Annotated in this window: 12 protein-coding genes and 1 pseudogene; 8 read left to right on the forward strand and 5 right to left on the reverse strand. The window is 64.0% G+C overall.

Annotation, left to right across the window (positions count from 1 at the left end; genetic code table 11):
* Positions 1–100 precede the first annotated feature (100 nt).
* The 3 genes from dnaA to gyrB all read left to right on the forward strand — a co-directional run bounded on the left by dnaA (position 101) and on the right by gyrB (position 6,082).
* Positions 101–1,843 (forward strand): chromosomal replication initiator protein DnaA, encoded by a 1,743-nt coding sequence (gene dnaA, locus CNE_RS00005; RefSeq protein ID WP_013955101.1) that lies wholly within the window; start codon positions 101–103, stop codon positions 1,841–1,843.
* 368 nt (positions 1,844–2,211) lie between these two features.
* On the forward strand, positions 2,212–3,327 hold the full coding sequence (gene dnaN, locus CNE_RS00010; protein WP_013955102.1) for a DNA polymerase III subunit beta: 1,116 nt from the start codon (positions 2,212–2,214) through the stop codon (positions 3,325–3,327).
* Between the two features lie 229 nt (positions 3,328–3,556).
* Positions 3,557–6,082 carry a DNA topoisomerase (ATP-hydrolyzing) subunit B gene (gene gyrB / locus CNE_RS00015; protein ID WP_013955103.1) on the forward strand — a complete coding sequence of 842 codons (2,526 nt, stop codon included), beginning with the start codon at positions 3,557–3,559 and terminating at the stop codon, positions 6,080–6,082.
* Positions 6,083–6,358: 276 nt separating this feature from the next.
* On the opposite strand, the pseudogene CNE_RS00020 reads toward gyrB, so the two are convergent.
* A pseudogene (locus tag CNE_RS00020) lies at positions 6,359–7,144 on the reverse strand (recombinase family protein); the annotation flags it as partial.
* Positions 7,145–7,617: 473 nt separating this feature from the next.
* Between CNE_RS00020 and CNE_RS00025 the strand changes: the two are divergent.
* From CNE_RS00025 to CNE_RS00045, 5 genes are read left to right on the forward strand one after another with little or no spacing between them, the layout of a single operon-like run.
* The gene (locus CNE_RS00025) at positions 7,618–8,463 is read left to right on the forward strand and encodes a hypothetical protein (RefSeq protein ID WP_041227655.1); all 846 of its coding nucleotides are present in this window, start codon (positions 7,618–7,620) and stop codon (positions 8,461–8,463) included.
* 20 nt (positions 8,464–8,483) lie between these two features.
* Complete coding sequence (locus CNE_RS00030) at positions 8,484–9,533, forward strand: BMP family protein (RefSeq protein ID WP_013955106.1); 1,050 nt, start codon at positions 8,484–8,486, stop codon at positions 9,531–9,533.
* An 8-nt stretch (positions 9,534–9,541) separates the two neighbouring features.
* A complete protein-coding gene (locus CNE_RS00035) occupies positions 9,542–11,092 on the forward strand; it encodes an ABC transporter ATP-binding protein (protein ID WP_013955107.1) in 1,551 nt (516 codons plus the stop codon).
* Complete coding sequence (locus CNE_RS00040) at positions 11,089–12,183, forward strand: ABC transporter permease (protein ID WP_013955108.1); 1,095 nt, start codon at positions 11,089–11,091, stop codon at positions 12,181–12,183. The genes CNE_RS00035 and CNE_RS00040 overlap by 4 nt, the downstream gene beginning before the upstream one ends.
* Positions 12,176–13,114 carry an ABC transporter permease gene (locus CNE_RS00045; protein ID WP_013955109.1) on the forward strand — a complete coding sequence of 313 codons (939 nt, stop codon included), beginning with the start codon at positions 12,176–12,178 and terminating at the stop codon, positions 13,112–13,114. The genes CNE_RS00040 and CNE_RS00045 overlap by 8 nt, the downstream gene beginning before the upstream one ends.
* Positions 13,115–13,177: 63 nt before the next feature.
* Here CNE_RS00045 and CNE_RS00050 read toward each other — a convergent pair whose 3' ends face one another.
* From CNE_RS00050 to fghA, 4 genes are all read right to left on the reverse strand, one after another.
* On the reverse strand, positions 13,178–14,170 hold the full coding sequence (locus CNE_RS00050) for a LysR family transcriptional regulator (protein WP_013955110.1): 993 nt from the start codon (positions 14,168–14,170) through the stop codon (positions 13,178–13,180).
* Between the two features lies 1 nt (position 14,171).
* Positions 14,172–15,122, reverse strand: coding sequence for a LysR family transcriptional regulator (locus tag CNE_RS00055; RefSeq protein WP_049800535.1), 951 nt, complete (start codon positions 15,120–15,122; stop codon positions 14,172–14,174).
* A gap of 143 nt (positions 15,123–15,265) precedes the next feature.
* Entirely contained in the window at positions 15,266–16,297 is a 1,032-nt protein-coding gene (gene add, locus CNE_RS00060; RefSeq protein ID WP_041227656.1) for an adenosine deaminase, read from the reverse strand.
* Between the two features lie 185 nt (positions 16,298–16,482).
* The gene (gene fghA, locus CNE_RS00065) at positions 16,483–17,322 is read right to left on the reverse strand and encodes an S-formylglutathione hydrolase (RefSeq protein ID WP_013955113.1); all 840 of its coding nucleotides are present in this window, start codon (positions 17,320–17,322) and stop codon (positions 16,483–16,485) included.
* Positions 17,323–17,365 lie beyond the last annotated feature (43 nt).

The raw sequence follows: 17,365 nt of genomic DNA on the forward strand, positions 1-17,365 counted from the left end.
TACGGTAAGGATGGCCCGGATCGCGCGGCGTAGATGCTGCTTGTGGCGTGCCGGGGGAACCGCTTAATTGCGGCCGGGTACGATTACCAAAAAACAAACAATGCAAGATTTCTGGCAGGCGGCAGCAGCGCAATTAGAGCGCGAGCTGACGCCGCAACAGTTCAAAACGTGGATCAAGCCGCTGGCGCCCGTTGCGTTCGATGAAGAAACGCACGCGCTGCGCATTGCCGCGCCCAACCGTTTCAAGCTGGACTGGGTCAAGAGCCAGTTTTCGGGGCGCATCACCGCACTTGCCTGCGAGTACTGGGAAGCGCAGGTCAGCGTCCAGTTCGTGCTGGATCCCGCCGCGTCGGGCCGTGCCGCTGCCTATATGCAGCCGGCCCAGCCCGGCATGGACGGCCACGCAGCACCGGGTACGGGCATGGCCGGCTATCCCGGCGCCCAGCCGATGGGCGGCCAGGTCCCGTTTGCCATGCCCGGCCAGCCTGGCTATGGCGAGTACCCCACCCCAGCCGCGTACGGCATGGGCCAGCCGCAGTACGGCAATCCGGTCGGCATGCCCTCCGCAGCCCCGGTCCCGGCCGGCGCGCGTGCGCAGGCCCCAGGCATGGGCGGCCAGCACCCCGGCCAGCATCACCCGCAGCACGGCGCCGACATGGGCGAGATCGACGTGGTCCACATGGACCCCGCCGAGGCCAGCGCCCGCTCCTACCGCGTGCAGCCGCAGCAACCCCAGCAGCCGCACCCGTCCCATCAGCCCCACCAGCAGATGGGCGGCGCCACGCCGATGCCCGGCCACCAGCCCAGCGACACGGTGCATGAGCGCTCGCGCCTGAACCCGATCCTGACCTTTGACAACTTCGTCACTGGTAAAGCCAACCAGCTGGCTCGTGCCGCGGCCATCCAGGTGGCCAACAACCCGGGCAAGTCGTACAACCCGCTGTATCTCTATGGCGGCGTGGGCCTGGGCAAGACTCACCTGATCCACGCCATCGGCAACTACATGCTGCTGGAGAACCCGCGCGCGCGCATCCGCTACATCCACGCCGAGCAGTACGTCTCTGACGTGGTCAAGGCGTACCAGCGCAAGGCGTTCGACGAGTTCAAACGCTACTACCACTCGCTGGACCTGCTGCTGATCGACGATATCCAGTTCTTCTCCGGCAAGAACCGCACGCAGGAAGAGTTCTTCTATGCCTTCGAGGCCCTAATTGCCAACCGGGCGCAGGTGATCATCACCAGCGATACCTACCCCAAGGAAATCAGCGGCATCGACGACCGCCTGATCTCGCGCTTTGACTCGGGCCTGACCGTGGCCATCGAGCCGCCCGAGCTGGAAATGCGCGTGGCCATCCTGATGAAGAAGGCCGCCGCGGAAAGCGTCAACGTGCCCGAAGAGGTTGCCTTCTTCGTCGCCAAGCACCTGCGCTCAAACGTGCGTGAGCTGGAAGGCGCGTTGCGCAAGATCCTGGCGTTCAGCAACTTCCACGGCAAGGACATCACCATCGAAGTGACGCGCGAAGCGCTCAAGGATCTGCTGACCGTGCAGAACCGCCAGATCTCCGTGGAGAACATCCAGAAGACCTGCGCGGATTTCTACAACATCAAGGTCGCTGACATGTACTCGAAAAAGCGGCCTGCCAATATTGCACGGCCGCGCCAGATTGCGATGTACCTGGCCAAGGAGCTGACGCAGAAGAGCCTGCCCGAAATCGGCGAGCTCTTTGGCGGCCGCGACCACACCACCGTGCTGCACGCCGTGCGCAAGATCGCCGACGAACGCAGCAAGGACGCGCAGCTGAACCACGAGCTGCACGTGCTGGAGCAAACGCTCAAGGGCTGATGCATGGCCGATGCCCGGGGTACCCCCGGGAAGGCGTTTTGAAGGGTCGGCCCCTCGGGGCTGGCATACTGTAGGGTGCGCGCCACGGACATCCCGTGGCGCCTGGGGAATTAACGTCAGCGTCGCCGGGGCAAGTGTCCGGAAAATGGCCACTGATAAGGCTTTGCGGTGAGTCGGGACGGGATGGCAAGTGCGGTTTGCGCCAGCGTGGCTTTTTGGGCACAGCTGGCCCGCCGGCCGGTCCCGCCCCGCTTCACCGCAGCGGCTTATCCTTGGTACAATGGCACATTAACTCCTTGATTCCTAAGTGAATTTGGAGTTGTTTGCGTTCTGCGGTCGCCGATTACAAACGACGAAGGATAAATTCAATGCAATTGGTCAAAACCTCGCGAGACAACCTGCTGCGTCCGCTGCAAATCGTGAGCGGCATCGTGGAGCGCCGCCACACCCTCCCGATCCTGGCCAATCTGCTGATTCGCAAGTCCGGGTCCAACGTTTCCTTCCTCTCGACCGACATCGAGATCCAGATCACCACGCACGCCGAATGCGGCGTTGGCAGCGACAGCATTGCCACCACCGTGGCCGCGCGCAAGCTGCTGGACATCCTGCGCGCCATGCCTGACGGCGACGTGGCCCTGTCGCTCAACGACAAGCGCATGACCGTGCAATCCGGCAAGAGCCGCTTCGCACTGCAGACGCTGGCCGCAGAGGAATTCCCGACCGTTGCCGAAGCCAGCGAATTCAACGCCAGCGTCAGCCTGCCGCAGAAGACCTTCAAGCACCTGCTGGCGATGGTCCACTTCGCCATGGCGCAGCAGGACATCCGCTACTACCTGAACGGCATGCTGCTGGTGGTCGAAGGCAAGAAGGTCATGGCAGTCGCCACCGACGGCCACCGCCTGGCCTACTGCGGCGTTGAGCTGGAAACCGAAGCCGTCGGCGTGGGCGCGCGCCAGGAAGTCATCATCCCGCGCAAGACCATCCTGGAACTGCAGCGCCTGCTGGAAGACAACGACGATCCGGTGCAGGTGCAGCTGGCCGCCAACCAGGTCAAGTTCACGTTCGCCAATATCGAACTGATCTCCAAGCTGGTTGAAGGCAAGTTCCCCGACTTCCAGCGCGTGATTCCCAAGGGCTACAAGAATGCCTTCGCCATCGACCGCGTGCGGCTGCAGCAGGCGCTGCAACGCACCGCGATCCTGACGACCGACAAATTCAAGGGCGTGCGCTGCATCCTCGACACGCACATGCTCAAGATCAGCTCCACCAACGCCGACCAGGAAGAGGCGCAGGAAGAGCTGGAACTCGATTACTCGGGCGACGCGCTCGATATCGGCTTCAACGTGACCTACCTGCTTGACGTGCTTGCCAACCTGAAGAGCGAGCAGGTGCAGGTCAGCCTCGGCGACTCGAATTCGAGTGCGCTGATTACCGTGCCGGAAGACGACAACTTCAAGTACGTCGTCATGCCGATGCGCATCTGATGATCCGGTAACAGGACCAGACCAGACAAGAACCGGAGCAGCAAACGGCACGCAACGACACCTGGCCCAGGCCGGGACGTCCTGGGGATGACCATCCCGCAGCGGGGGCAGGATCGAAACGACGATCCGCCCCTTTTGCCGTTTTTAGTAACCCGCCATGCGGACCCTTTCGCGCCCCGCCGCTATGCCGGCCCGGCCCGAATTCCGCCATTGCCGTGAGTAGAAAGACATGACCGAACAGCAGAACCCGCAGCAGGAAAACACCTACGGAGCCTCTTCGATCCAGATTCTGGAAGGCCTGGAGGCGGTACGCAAGCGCCCGGGCATGTATATCGGTGATACCTCCGACGGCACCGGCCTGCACCACCTTGTCTTCGAGGTGCTGGACAACTCCATCGACGAAGCGCTGGCCGGCTACTGCACCGAGATCCAGGTCACCATCCACAGCGACAACTCGATCTCCATCGTCGACAACGGCCGCGGCATCCCGCCCCTGGTCAAGTTCGACGACAAGCACGAACCCAAGCGCAGCGCGGCGGAAATCGCCATGACCGAGCTGCACGCCGGCGGCAAGTTCAACCAGAACAGCTACAAGGTGTCCGGGGGCCTGCACGGCGTGGGCGTGTCCTGCGTGAACGCCCTGTCCAAGTGGCTGCGCCTGACCGTGCGCCGCGACGGCCAGGTCCACCTGATCGAATTCGCCAAGGGCGACGTACAGAACCGCATCGTCGAGACCGTGACCGGCCCCGACGGCCAGCCCGTTGAAGTCTCGCCGATGAAGATCATCGGCGCCACCGACAAGCGCGGCACCGAAGTGCACTTCCTGGCCGACGAAGAAATCTTCACCAACGTCGAGTTCCACTACGAGATCCTCTCCAAGCGCATCCGCGAGCTCTCGTTCCTGAACAACGGCGTGCACATCAAGCTGGTCGACCAGCGCACCGGCAAGGAGGAAGACTTTGCCTTCTCCGGCGGCGTGAAGGGTTTTGTCGAGTACATCAACCGCTCCAAGAGCGTGCTGCACCCCACCATCTTCTACGCCAACACCGAAAAAGACGGTATCGCCGTGGAAGTGGCCATGCAGTGGAACGACGGCTACAACGAGCAGGTGCTCTGCTTCACCAACAACATCCCGCAGCGGGATGGCGGCACCCACCTGACCGGCCTGCGCGCCGCGATGACCCGCGTCATCAACAAGTACATCGAAGAGAACGAAGTCGCCAAGAAAGCCAAGGTGGAAACCACCGGCGACGACATGCGCGAAGGCCTGTCCTGCGTGCTCTCCGTCAAGGTGCCCGAGCCCAAGTTCAGCTCGCAGACCAAGGACAAGCTGGTCTCTTCCGAAGTGCGCCTGCCGGTGGAAGAACTCGTCGGCAAGGCCCTGAGCGACTTCCTGCTGGAAACCCCGGGCGATGCCAAGATCATCTGCGGCAAGATCGTCGACGCCGCCCGCGCCCGCGAAGCCGCCCGCAAGGCCCGCGAAATGACGCGCCGCAAGGGCCTGATGGACGGCATGGGCCTGCCCGGCAAGCTGGCAGACTGCCAGGAAAAAGACCCCGCCCTGTCAGAACTCTTCCTGGTGGAGGGCGACTCCGCAGGCGGCTCCGCCAAGCAAGGCCGCGACCGTAAGTTCCAGGCCATCCTGCCCCTGAAGGGCAAGATCCTGAACGTAGAACGCGCCCGCTTCGACAAGATGCTGTCCAGCCAGGAAGTGCTGACCCTGATCACCGCACTGGGCACCGGCATCGGCAAGGACGACTACAACCTGGACAAGCTGCGCTACCACCGCATCATCATCATGACCGATGCTGATGTGGACGGCTCGCACATCCGCACCCTGTTGCTGACATTCTTCTACCGCCAGATGCCCGACATCATCGAGCGCGGCTACGTCTATATCGCGCAGCCGCCGCTGTACAAGATCAAGCACGGCAAGGAAGAGCGGTATATCAAGGATGATGTCGAGCTCAATGCCTACCTGCTGAAGCTGGCGATGGAGAAGGCTGTGCTGGTGCGGCCGGATGGGACTGAGATCAATGGGGATGCGCTGACTGAGTTGGCGCGGCAGTATCAGCTGACTGAGGGGGTGATTTCTCGCCTGTCACGGATTGTTGATACCGATGCCCTGCGTGCTATTGCTGATGGGGTGGCGCTGGATCTGGACAGCGCGGCTGCTGCTGAGGCGTCTGCTGTGGCGTTGAAGGCTAAGTTGGCTGAGATGCATGCCAAGACGTTGATTGGGGCGGCTGTTAATGATGATGGCACTGCTGATGTCTATGCGCAGTTTGATGAGAAGACGGATAAGCATCGGTTGATGATTGCGCGTCGTCATCATGGGAACGTGCGGTTGTCGCATCTGGATGCGGACTTCGTCCATGGTGCTGACTATGCTGCTCTCTCCAATGCGGCCAAGACTTTCCAGGGGCTGACTCCGGAAGGCACCAAGGTGCAGCGGGGCGAAGGCGAAAAGCTGCGTGATCAGACTGTCAATGACTTCCACGGGGCCATGCAATGGCTGCTGGCTGAGGCTGAGCGTGGGGTTTCTCGTCAGCGGTATAAGGGGCTGGGGGAGATGAATCCTGAGCAGTTGTTTGAGACGACGCTGGACGTTACTCAGCGCCGACTGCTGAAGGTGCAGATTGAGGATGCTATTGCGGCGGATCAGATCTTCACTACGCTGATGGGGGATGAGGTGGAGCCGCGTAGGAACTTTATTGAGAGTAATGCGCTGGTGGCGAGGAATATTGACGTCTGACATGTAGTGTGTAGATAGCGTCATAACCTGAGAAAAATGGACCCATAAGTTGAGAAATTTATGGGTCTTTTTTCATAATAGTCAAGATTTCCGGGTTACCCGTCGAAGCCCATCGCCACCGAAAGTTTTCCAAGAGGGGATGGGCAACTAAAACGAAAACAGAGAACGCTGAGAGCGGCGGTTGCATCTATATGGCATTGCCAAAACCAATCGGAAAGCAGCTGGAAGTGGTGTGCCTGCCGGCGACCGGGCAGCATGTCGTGCTCGGTACCGCGGGTAGCGGCGAGCCCTTGCGCGCATGATGCCTTGAGCGGTGTAGAACATATCGCTTGGAACTATTGGTTCAAAGGCATGCTCCTTTCGAATCCACATATCGGGTGTGTTGGCGACCCGCATTTTCTTCAGCTTGAAGGAGACGCGGTTGTAGACGTTGTTGCCGATGTACTTTTTCGTTCGTCAGGACCTCCCTCACCGTAGATCGACTCCAAGGCCGACCGAGCTCTGTCTCGATTCGCATGGCGTTCAGTCGTGCTGCGATTTCGTGCTCATTTAGCGACTCCTCGATGAACCACGAGTAAATGAGATTGACAGTACGTACCTCGCTCTCCGGGCCTGGCATCAGGATCACGCGGTCAGTCTGAAAACTCTTATGCTCTCCTCTTGCCAGTGGCCCTTTCATGACTCCGTGCTGGTCCGCGAGGACCGCTGCAGCCCATAGCCCGCTGGACCTCCTTGGCGAAACCCCATCTCGATAAGGCGGCACTGCCCGGCGAAGACCTTTGATGAGAGTTCGCGGCTGTACTCGCCAGCCATTGCGCGCTTCACGCCCTTGACGATGGTTGAGACGGTGGAGCCGTCGTTCTCGAACTGCTCGGCGCAATAGGCGACCTGGAAGCCAGCCCTCCGGCAGATGTACTCGTAGTACGCGCTTTCATCGGCGTCCTGAAAGCGGCCCCATCGACTCACGTCATAGACCAGAATGACCTGGAAATCCGCTGCGCCGGATTCGACGTCATGAATGAGGTTTTGGAGCGCCTGCCTGCCGTCTATGCGTAAGCCGCTTCCACGCGTCCATCTTTGCAACGCGATTCGTGACAGTCCGTCGTTTTTGCCGTTCTCGGTTGCGGGCGGCATACGCGGGGTGGAGCTCGCGGTACTCATGCCTATACTCCGGATGCGCCGCAGCCCAGTTGCGTTGGGCCTGCGCTTGGTACTCGCGGTAGTCGGCGTCGGTCGCTAGCCGCGCGCGGTGGCTGCCAACTGCCGCGCGGCCACAGCTGGAAACTGGCGTCGCCGATGCCCCCAAACCAGCGTTTTCCCCGTCCCGATACTGGAACAACCCGTTTCAGCGCCTCCCTTATTCGGATTCCGTTCGCTTCATAGAATTGCCCCGCAACTGTAGTACCGCGAGGGGCCAGGCTGGCCTCACTCAAATCCGGCTAGCCGCTTGGTCCGCATCGCGGGCCAGCGCGCAATGGGGGGCGATCATGGGGAAAAATGCACTTTTATGGGGAGTGGCGGCAACGCTGCTCACATTGACGGCACCGGCACATGCCGTTGCCGACTGGCAGGAACTGGGAGCGCAGTTCTATACCGGCAACGGTTTCAAGCAATACAGCAACAGCACCGACATGACCACCGGTGCGCCAACCGGCGCATCGACTCATCTCGATATCTTCCAGCTGAACTACAGCAACGGCTGGAAGTACGGTGCCACCTTCTTCTACTTCCAGAATGCCTTCGACCACGGCAACTACCGGATGTACACCCAGGGCTGGGAGTTCCTCAGCCTGAACAAGATCTTCGACGCGGACCTGTCCTTCGGCCCCATCAAGGAGATCCGGCTTGCGCCGGGCTGGCAGTTCGCCACATCCAAGGACTACTACGCCGGCACGCAGAACCAGGGCAATGCCGCCGACTACGGCGCCAAGATGGTCTATCCCGCCGTCGATACCCGGGACCTCTTCCTGGGCCTGGACTTCCCGCTCAAAGTCCCTGGCTTCGACTACCTCGGCGTGAGCGTCGGTGTCTACAAGGACTTCCAGCCCAAGACCCGCTACACGCTGCAGCCCTCCGTCAACTTGTACTACCGCTCGACCTTCTTTATCGGCCCGACCCGCTGGAAGGCCCAGGGTTACGCCCAATGGTACGGGGCGCGCAACGCGCGCGAGAACAGCAACTATGACGCCGTCGCCTACTTCACCACGCAGGATGCCCTGCTGCTCGACACCGGCCTGCTGCTGTGGGACCGCCCCGACCAGTTCTATGCCGGCGTGCAGTTGCAGTGGTCGCACAATACCTACGGCGTCAAGACGATAGAGGGCGTTTCCAAGGCCACCAACGAATTCTTCCCGCAGTTGATGTTTGAATGGATCTTCTGAACTGAACGGAGCGTAGCGCCATGCATTTGAATCGCCAAATCGGAAATTTCCCCCGCGTCCTGCGCGCCCTCGGCTTCTTCTATGCGATCTATGTGGCATGCCTGCCGCCAGCGCAGGCGCAGCCCACCCCCGCGCCCACGCAAGTCAAGATCGCGGCGGTGCTCGGCTCCGGCCCGGACGACCCCTGGAACGCGACCCTGATCTCGACCTGGAAGCAGCTGCGCGCGGCCAAGCCGCACGGGCTTGCCATCAATGATCCGGTCTACACCGAAGGCGTCTTCGGCAGCGCGGCGGAAGCGGCATTGCGCCTTTACGCGCGCAAGGGCTACGACATCATCTGGGCGCATGCCAACTATACCGATGAGGTACGCCGCATCCACGCGCAGTATCCCAACACGCTGTTCGTGCTCACCGGTGCGCCAAACGAGCCGATCGGCGCAAACGTCTATCTGCTCTACAACCGCATCTACGAGCCGTCCTACCTTGCCGGCATCGCTGCCGGAATGCTGACCAGGACCGGCGTGGTCGGCGCCGTCGCCGGCTTTCCGACGGAAGACACCAACGATGCCATCAACGCGTTCTTCGCCGGGGCCAGGAGCGTGCGTCCTGACGTGAAGCAGAAGGTGTCGTTCATCGCAAGCTGGTGGGATCCGCCTATGGCAACCGAAGCCATGAAGGCGCAGGTGGCCGGCGGTGTCGACCAGGAGTTCATGCTCAGCTCAACCTTCGATGTCTGCAAGCAGCAGAAGGTCACCTGCTATGGCGCCTACCGCGACTGGAGCCCGGTGGCGCCGCAGAACATCGCCACCAGCGCCCTGGGCAACTGGACACCGGGCTTCAAGTGGATCCTTGACGAATGGCACGCCAGCCGCGTTGGCGGCAAGCCGTTGGCCGGCAATATGAACAAGCGCTACTTCGGCATGGCCGAAGGCGGCGCGGAGCTGGCGCCGTTCCACGACTTTCCGATGCCGCCGCAGATTGCGGCGCGGATCAGCGAGACCCGCGCCAGAATCGAGGCACGGCAGCAGACGGTGGAGCTCGACGTCAGCAAGCCGGCCTCGTCAAAGTAGAGGGTGCCATGCAAGCCATCCCTCACTTGCGCGTGCGCAACCTGTCCAAGCGGTTCGGCAACTTCACCGCCCTTGGCGACGTCAGCATCGAGATCGCTCGCGGCGAGATGCACTGCCTGCTCGGCGAAAACGGCGCCGGCAAATCCACGCTGACCAGTTGCCTGTCGGGCTATCTCCAGGCCGATGCTGGCACCATCGAGGTCTACGGACAAGCGCTGGACATCCGCTCGCCCATGGACGCCCGCCGTGCCGGCATCGGCAAGGTGTTCCAGCACTTTGTGCTGGCCAATCCCCTGACGGTGGTCGAGAACGTGATCGCCGGCTCGCCGCAGCGCGGCTTTCTGCCGCGCACCGCGGCAACGCGTGCCCGGCTCCATGAGCGGTGCCGCAAGTACGGGCTGAGCCTCGATCTGGATTGCCCGGTCGGCGACCTCGACGTCGGGCAGCAGCAATGGGCCGAAATCCTGAAGTGCCTCAATACCGAGGTCGACCTGCTGATTCTGGACGAGCCGACCGCCGTGCTGACGCCGCAGGAATCCGTGCAGCTGTTCAGCGTGCTGCGGACCCTTACCGGCGAAGGGACGACGGTAGTGCTGATCACCCACAAGCTGGATGAAGTGCTGCAGTGTGACCGCGTGACCGTCATGCGCAAGGGGCGGGTGATCGATACCGTCGAAGCCGCGCGTTGTACCCGCGACGACCTGTCCACGCTGATGGTTGGCCACGCCACCTCCACGCCGCGCCGCGGCGCCTCCAGCCCGGGCGCGCCGCGCCTGGTGCTGGAAGGCCTGTCAGCCTCAGCCGGCCGGCGCCCCCTGCACGGCATCGACCTTACCGTGCACCGCGGCGAGATCGTCGGCATCGCCGGTGTCTCAGGCAACGGCCAGAAGGAACTGTTCGAGGTCATTGCCGGCGCGCGCCGCGCCACCGCCGGCCGCCTGCTGTGCGATGGCGTCGATCTCACCAACCACGACCCGGGCACTATCTCGCGGGCCGGCATCGGCCATATTCCGCAAGACCGTTTTGCCGAAGGCCTAGTCGGTGAACTCAGCGTTGCCGACAACCTGATGCTCGGGCGGCACCGCGATCCGGTGTTCAGCCGCCGCGGCTTCCTGTCGCGCAAGCGGGCCGAGGCGTTCGCGCAGGACTGCATCGACCGCTTTGCCATCAGCACCCGCTCGGTCCACACCAAGGCAGGCACCTTGTCGGGCGGAAATGCACAGAAGATCGTCATTGCGCGCGAGCTGTACCAGGCCTCGAAAGTCGTGCTGGCCAACCAGCCCACGCGCGGCGTTGACGTGGGCGTCATCGAAAGCATCTATCGCCTGCTGCTCGACAAGCGCAATGAGGGCTACGCGATCCTGCTCGCCTCCGATGAGCTCGACGACCTGTTCAACCTCTGCGACCGCATCGCCGTGATGTACGAAGGGCGCATTGCCGGCATCTTCGATGCCACGCAGGTAACCATTGCGCAGATCGGCCACCTGATGGCCGGGGGTGCGCACATTCCGCCGGCGCCAGCGCTGCAGCCGGCACCTTGCCTGAAGGATCTCCCATGAACGCCAGGTTAGGCCGGGCCTTGACGCTCGGCAGTCTGTTGTCTTTCCCCGCTGCTGGCCATGGGCGAACTGTCGCCACGCTGGCGGCGGGCACGCTCGTCGGCCTGTCGGTCTCGGCGCTGCTGCTGGTCGCCGGCGGGTATCCGCTGGGCGCCGCGCTGTCGTCGCTATGGTCCGGCGCCTTCGGCGGCTTCGCCGAAGGCCTTGATACCTTGCGCGATGCCACGCCGCTGTTCCTCGTCGCGCTGGCAACCATCGTCTCCTACCGTGCCCAGCTCTGGAACGTGGGGCAGGAAGGCCAGCTGGTACTCGGGGCCATCTTTTGCTACGGCGCCACCTTGCTGGCAGCCGGCCTGCCGCAGCCGCTGCCGTGGCTGCTGCCGCTCTGCGCCGGCGTCGCCGGGGGCGCGCTCTGGAGCACGCCCCCGGCCCTGGCCAGGGTGCGCTGGGGCGTGAACGAGATTGTCTCGACCATGATGTTCAACTACATCGCCGTGTTCCTGCTGATGTACCTGGTCGGCCATGTCTGGCCGGAATCGAGCGCCACGTACCTGCAGACGGCGCCGATCGGCGCGCCCGCCCATCTGCCTGCCTGGAATGCCGAGGGCACGCTGAACGCGCAGTTCCTGATTGCCGCCGTGGTCGCGCTGGCGCTTGCGGTGCTGTTTGGCAGGAGCGTGCTCGGCTTCGAGATCCTGTCATTCGGGCTGAACGCCAGGACCTCGGCGTTCAAGGGGATCGCCGCCGGGGCCACCTGCCTGAAGGTCTTCGCGATCAGCGGCGGCATTGCGGGATTGTGCGGGGCGGTGATGCTTCTCGGCACGCAGTGGCGGCTGGCGCCGGCAACGCTGGCGAGCGGCGTGGGCTACAGCGGCATCATGGTCGCCATGCTCGGGCGCCTGCATCCGGCCGGCGCCCTGCTGGCAGCGCTGCTGTTCGGCGCGCTCAATACCGGCAGTGCCGCGATGCAGCTCGAAGCGGGCGTGCCCAGCACCATGGCGCGCGTCATGCAGGCTGTGCTTCTTATCAGTTTTCTTCTGGCGCAAGCCATCAACCAGGCGCAACCGGCCAAGCGAGGGCGCGATGCATGATCTTCTTAACAACGCCGTGGCAGTTGGCCTGCTGGCGGCTGCCGTGCGGATGCTGACGCCGCTGCTGCTGGCTGCCGCGGGCGAGCTGGTTGCCGAGAAAGCGGGCATCATGAACCTGGGGGTCGAGGGCACTATGATGACCGGCTGTTTCGTCGCCTTCCTGGTGACGTTCCTGTCGGGGTCGCTGGCGCTCGGCATTGCGGCGGCGGTGCTGTCCGGCGCAGCCCTGGGCGGCCTGATGGCGTTCGCCACTGTGACGCTGCGCATCGAGCAGTTCATCATGGGGCTGGCCATCAACCTGCTCAGCTCGGCGTTGACGGCCTACGGCTTTCGCGCGCTGCTCAAGCAGGTCCCGGCGGAGCAAGCCGTGATCGAGCCGCTGTCCACGCTGCGCATTCCCGGGCTGGCGGACCTGCCCCTGGTCGGCGAGGCCTTGTTCAACCAGACCTGGATGACCTACCTGGCATACCTGATGGTGCCGGCCATTGCCTTGCTGCTGTATCGCACGCGCCTGGGCCTGGAGCTGCGCAGCCTGGGCGAGAACCCCAAGCTGCTCGATACCGCGGGACACAGCGTCGGGGTGCCGCGCTATGGCGCGGTGATCTTCGGCGGCGCCATGGCGGGGCTGGCCGGCGCGGCCCTGAGCGCCGGCTCGTCGATGCGCTTTGTCGAGGAAATGACCGCCGGGCGCGGCTGGATCGTGATTGTCATCGTGGTCGCGGCAAACTGGCGCGTCTGGCGCGTGCCACTGGTGACTGCCGTGTTTGCGCTGCTGCAGGCGGCACAACTGCAGGCGCAGGCGAACGGCGTGGCATTCCCCTACGAGATCCTGCTGGCATTGCCGTACATTGCCGCGGTGGGAATCATGATCGCGTTCAGAAGTTCATCGCGCATGCCCTCGGCATTGGGCGTCCCCTATCGCCGCCAGTAAATGGCCTGTGCGGCTCAGTGCCGGTGCGCCGGGACGCCGTGAGTGCGCCGGCGTCCCGCGCCATCAGCCGGCTGACGACGCGCTGCCGACGAGGTAGTAGCTGCAGGACTCGATCTTGCCGAACGAGTCGACCATCATGTCGATGAAGGCGCGCAGCTTGCGGTTCATGAAGCGCTGGCGCGGATACATGCAATAGACCGGCAGCGACGGCGCCTCCCAGTGCGGCAGGATGGGCTGGAGCGAGCCTGCCGCGACCTCGCCGTGCACGAAGAACTCGGGCAGCAGCGCGATGCCGTGGTGCCGCGCCGCCATCGTCTTGATCACCCACAGGTCGTTGCTCGATGCGGCGATATTGAGTTGCCCGAGCGACTGCCACGCCCCGTCGCCGGTGCGCAGCGCGATCTCGCCGCGTTGCTCGTCCTGCACCAGCAACTTGTGGCGGGCAAGGTCGGACGGCGTTGCCGGCGCGCCGTGGGTGCCGACGTACTCCTGGCTTGCGTACAGCCGGTAGGTCAGCCGCCCCAGCAGGCGCGCGGCCAGTTCGAGGTCGGTGCGCGGCACGGAGCAGACATAGCAGTCGATGTCGTTGCCGATGGCCGCCGACGAATCGCTGACCAGGTCGACATGGCAGACGACTTCCGGGTGGGTCTGCACATAGCGCCGCAGCACGTGATTGACGTACGAGGTGGACAGATGGCTGGTCGCGACAATCGAAAGATGGCCGCGCTCGCCGCCACCCAGCTCGCGCGCGGCGAGGCTGGCCTGCTCGAGCCCGGCCTGCAGTTCACCGAGCAGGCGCGTGCAGTTCGCGTAGAAGTCACGTGCCGCTTCGGTGGGCACCGGCTTGCCCGCCGTACGCACGAACAACTGGACGCCGAGCGCCGACTCCAGCCGCATCAGGTGGCGGCGCAGCGTCGCCTTCGGGACGCCGCTGGCATTCTCCGCCGAAGTCAGGCTGCCATGGCGCATCACCAGCGCGAAGGCTTCGACCATCTTCAGGTCGATCACGTTGGTGGCGCCGTCTCCGGCGGCCTGCAGGTCCAGCAGGAAGTTCATCTCACCCGGTCCGCGAGGTTGCCGCGCCACCGGCGATATACACGTGCAGCGCATGGATGCGCGTGAAGGCATCGGCCATCAGGTCGAGCAGCGCGCCAAGCTTGCGTCCGATCTGGCGCTGCGCGTGATAGGTGCAGTGGACCGGCAGCGCCGGCGCTTCCCATTCGGGCAGCACTACCTGCAGCATGCCGCCGTCGACCTCCGGCTGCGCGAAGAAGTCCGGCAGCACGGCGATGCCGTAGCCGTCGATGGCCATGGACTTCAGGATCCAGTAGTCATTGGTCGACGACGCCACCGGCACGAGGCAGGATTCCGTTACGCCGTCGCGCGACAACTGCAGCGCGATGGTCGGTGCGTGGCGCCGCAGGATCAGCGCCTTGTGGCGCGCCAGGTCCGCGGGCGCCGCCGGCGCGCCGTAGCGTGCGAGATAGCCGGCGCTGGCGAACAGGCGCAGGCGCAGGGTACCCAGCTGGCGAGAGGCCAGATGCGGCCCCAGCGGAGGCCTTGAGGTGACGTAGCAGTCGATGTCTCGCGAGATATCGGTCACCGGATCACTCACCAGCGTCAGCCGGCATACGATGTTCGGGTGCAGCTGCATATAGCGGCTGACCACATAGGTGACGAATGACGAACTCAGGTAGCTTGGCGTCGCAATGCAGAGCTCGCCGGAAATATCGCTTGAGAGGTTCTGCACCGCGGCCGCGGCGGCCTCGTACTCTGCCGAGACCGCATCAAGCATGCGCTGCGCACGCACGTAGAACTGCTGGCCGGCCTCGGTCGGCACCGTGCCGCGCGCGGACCGCAGCAACAGCTCGGCGCCCAGCGATTCTTCCAGGCGTGCGATCAGCCGCGACAGGGTGGCCTTCGGCACGCCGCTCTGCGCCTCGGCCGCCGACAGGCTGCCATAGCGCATCGCGAAGACAAAGGCTTCGATCAGCTTCAGGTCTGGCATCGTGGCGTCCGTTCGGGCCGGTGGCATTGCAGCGCATGGCGCCTGGGAAGACGCGCAGTGGGAATCCTGCCACTATTGTTTTTTCACTGCGCTGCAGCTATCCGTGATTTCCCGAGTCGTGGCCGCGGCCAGGGCCGGTGGCATCAGGAGGGGGCAGCGTACCTGTCCAGCTGCTGCAGCCATTCCCGCTTCAGGTGCTCCGGCACGAACGCCGCGCGCATGCCGTTGCCCGCGAGCCGGACGAGATCGTCGCGCTGCAGGTGGTAGGCGCGGGCAACGTCAATGTAGTTCGCCAGCAGGTCCTGGCCAATCATCATGGGGTCGTCGGAATTGAGCGTGACCGCAGCGCCACGCCGCCACATCTCGCGCAGCGGGTGTGCGGCCAGGTCGGGATAGCGCCCCGGTTCGACCGCAAGGCTCGACAGCGGGCACAGCGTCAGCGGAATCTGCCGCTGCACGAGCACGTCGATCAGCCGCGGGTCCTCGACCGCGCGAAGGCCATGGTCGATGCGTTCGAGCGGCAAGGCATCGAGCGCTTCCCAGATGGCTTCCGGATCTTCATCCCAGCCCAGGTGCGCGGTGGTGTGGAAGCCGAGCTCCCGTGCACGCAGGAACGCGTCACGATGCGTGGCCGGCGAGATGCCGACTTCCTGCCCGTCCATGCCGACCGCCACCACGCCCGCGCTGAGGCTGAAGGTGGCAAGGCTGTCGACCATGGCGCGCGCCTCGGCGGCAGACATGGTGCGGTCGATGTCGGCAATAAATGCGATCTCCACGCCATGCTGTTCGCGGCAGCGTTGCCGGCCGATCTGCAGGCCGGCAACCACCGCCTCCAGCGGGATGCCGCGCCGCTGGTGCTGGGCCAACGTGAACATGACCTCGCGGTAATGGATATTCTGGCGCCTGGCATCGGCGCCCAGGTCGAGTACGGCGTCGGCGAAGTCCTCGCTCGTGTTCAGCACCGAGCACACCGCGCCGAAATGGCCAAGGAACTCGTCGAGGTTGCTGAAGGCATGCGCGGCCCGCACCTGCGCAACGGTGTCATAGGGAAGCGCGATGCCGTTCCTGCGGCCAAGCATCAGCAGGCGTTCCGGCGCAATGGCGCCCTCAAGGTGCACATGAAGCTCTACCTTGGGCAGGGCATGGATGAAGTCGAGGCGCTTGTGATCGTCCATGATCGGAAAGGATAGTTGAGTATGCCGGTGCTGGCCGCACCGTGCCATGATGCCGCCATGCGGTGTTCGCCGCTGCGGAAAATAAAAAAGGTCCTTGCAGCAAGGACCAAGACCCAGCGACACAGCCTTGCGCACGGAGTTACGCAAGGCGTACCACAAGCCATGTTGCCCAGCTGTCCGTTGCGCTACAGCTGCGCCGCATGATGCGCGATATGGTCCCCGATGAAACTCATGATGAAGAAATAGCCGTGGTCGTAGCCCGGGTGCCGGCGCAGTTCGAGCGGCTGCCGGGCCTGCCGGCAGGCGTCTTCAAACGACGACGGATGCAGCTGGCTGGCCAGGAAGGGGTCATCCATGCCCTGGTCGACAAGAATGCCCTGCGGATACGGCGTGCTGGCGGCGGCCATCAGCTGCGACGCGTCATGGTCAGCCCAGGCCGCCACGTCGCCGCCGAAGTAGCCGGCAAACGCCTTGCGTCCCCACGGGCATTGCGTCGGTGCAGCGATCGGCGCCAGCGCGGACACCGAGCGGAACCGGCCGGGATGGCGCAAGGCCAGCATCAGCGCGCCATGCCCGCCCATGGAATGCCCCATGATGCCGATGCGGCCCCTGGCCACGGGCAAGGCGCTCTCGATCAGCTCGGGCAATTCCAGCGCAATGTAGCTCTCCATCCGGAAATGGCGCGACCATGGCGCGGTGACGGCATCGACATAGAAGCTGGCCGCCAGGCCGAAATCGCTGTCGGTCGAGGCCTGCTCGATGCCGGCGCCGCGCGGACTGGTGTCCGGGGCAATCAGCATCAGTCCATGCCGGGCGGCAAAGCGCTGAGCGCCCGCCTTGATAACGAAGGTCTCCTCGTTGCAGGTCAGCCCCGCAAGATAGATCAGCGCCGGCACCGGCCCGTGCGCCGCCGCGGGCGGCAGGTAGGCCGAGAACCGCATCGGCAGGCCGGTGGCGGCGCTGGTGTGCGAGTACAGTTGCTGGCGTCCGCCATGGCACATGTGCTCGGAAAGCAGTTCGATCATGGGCTTGCACTCCGTGAATGGGATATGTCGTCGGCGGTCGTAG

The sequence above is a fragment of the Cupriavidus necator N-1 genome (assembly GCF_000219215.1).
Lineage (GTDB): Bacteria > Pseudomonadota > Gammaproteobacteria > Burkholderiales > Burkholderiaceae > Cupriavidus > Cupriavidus necator.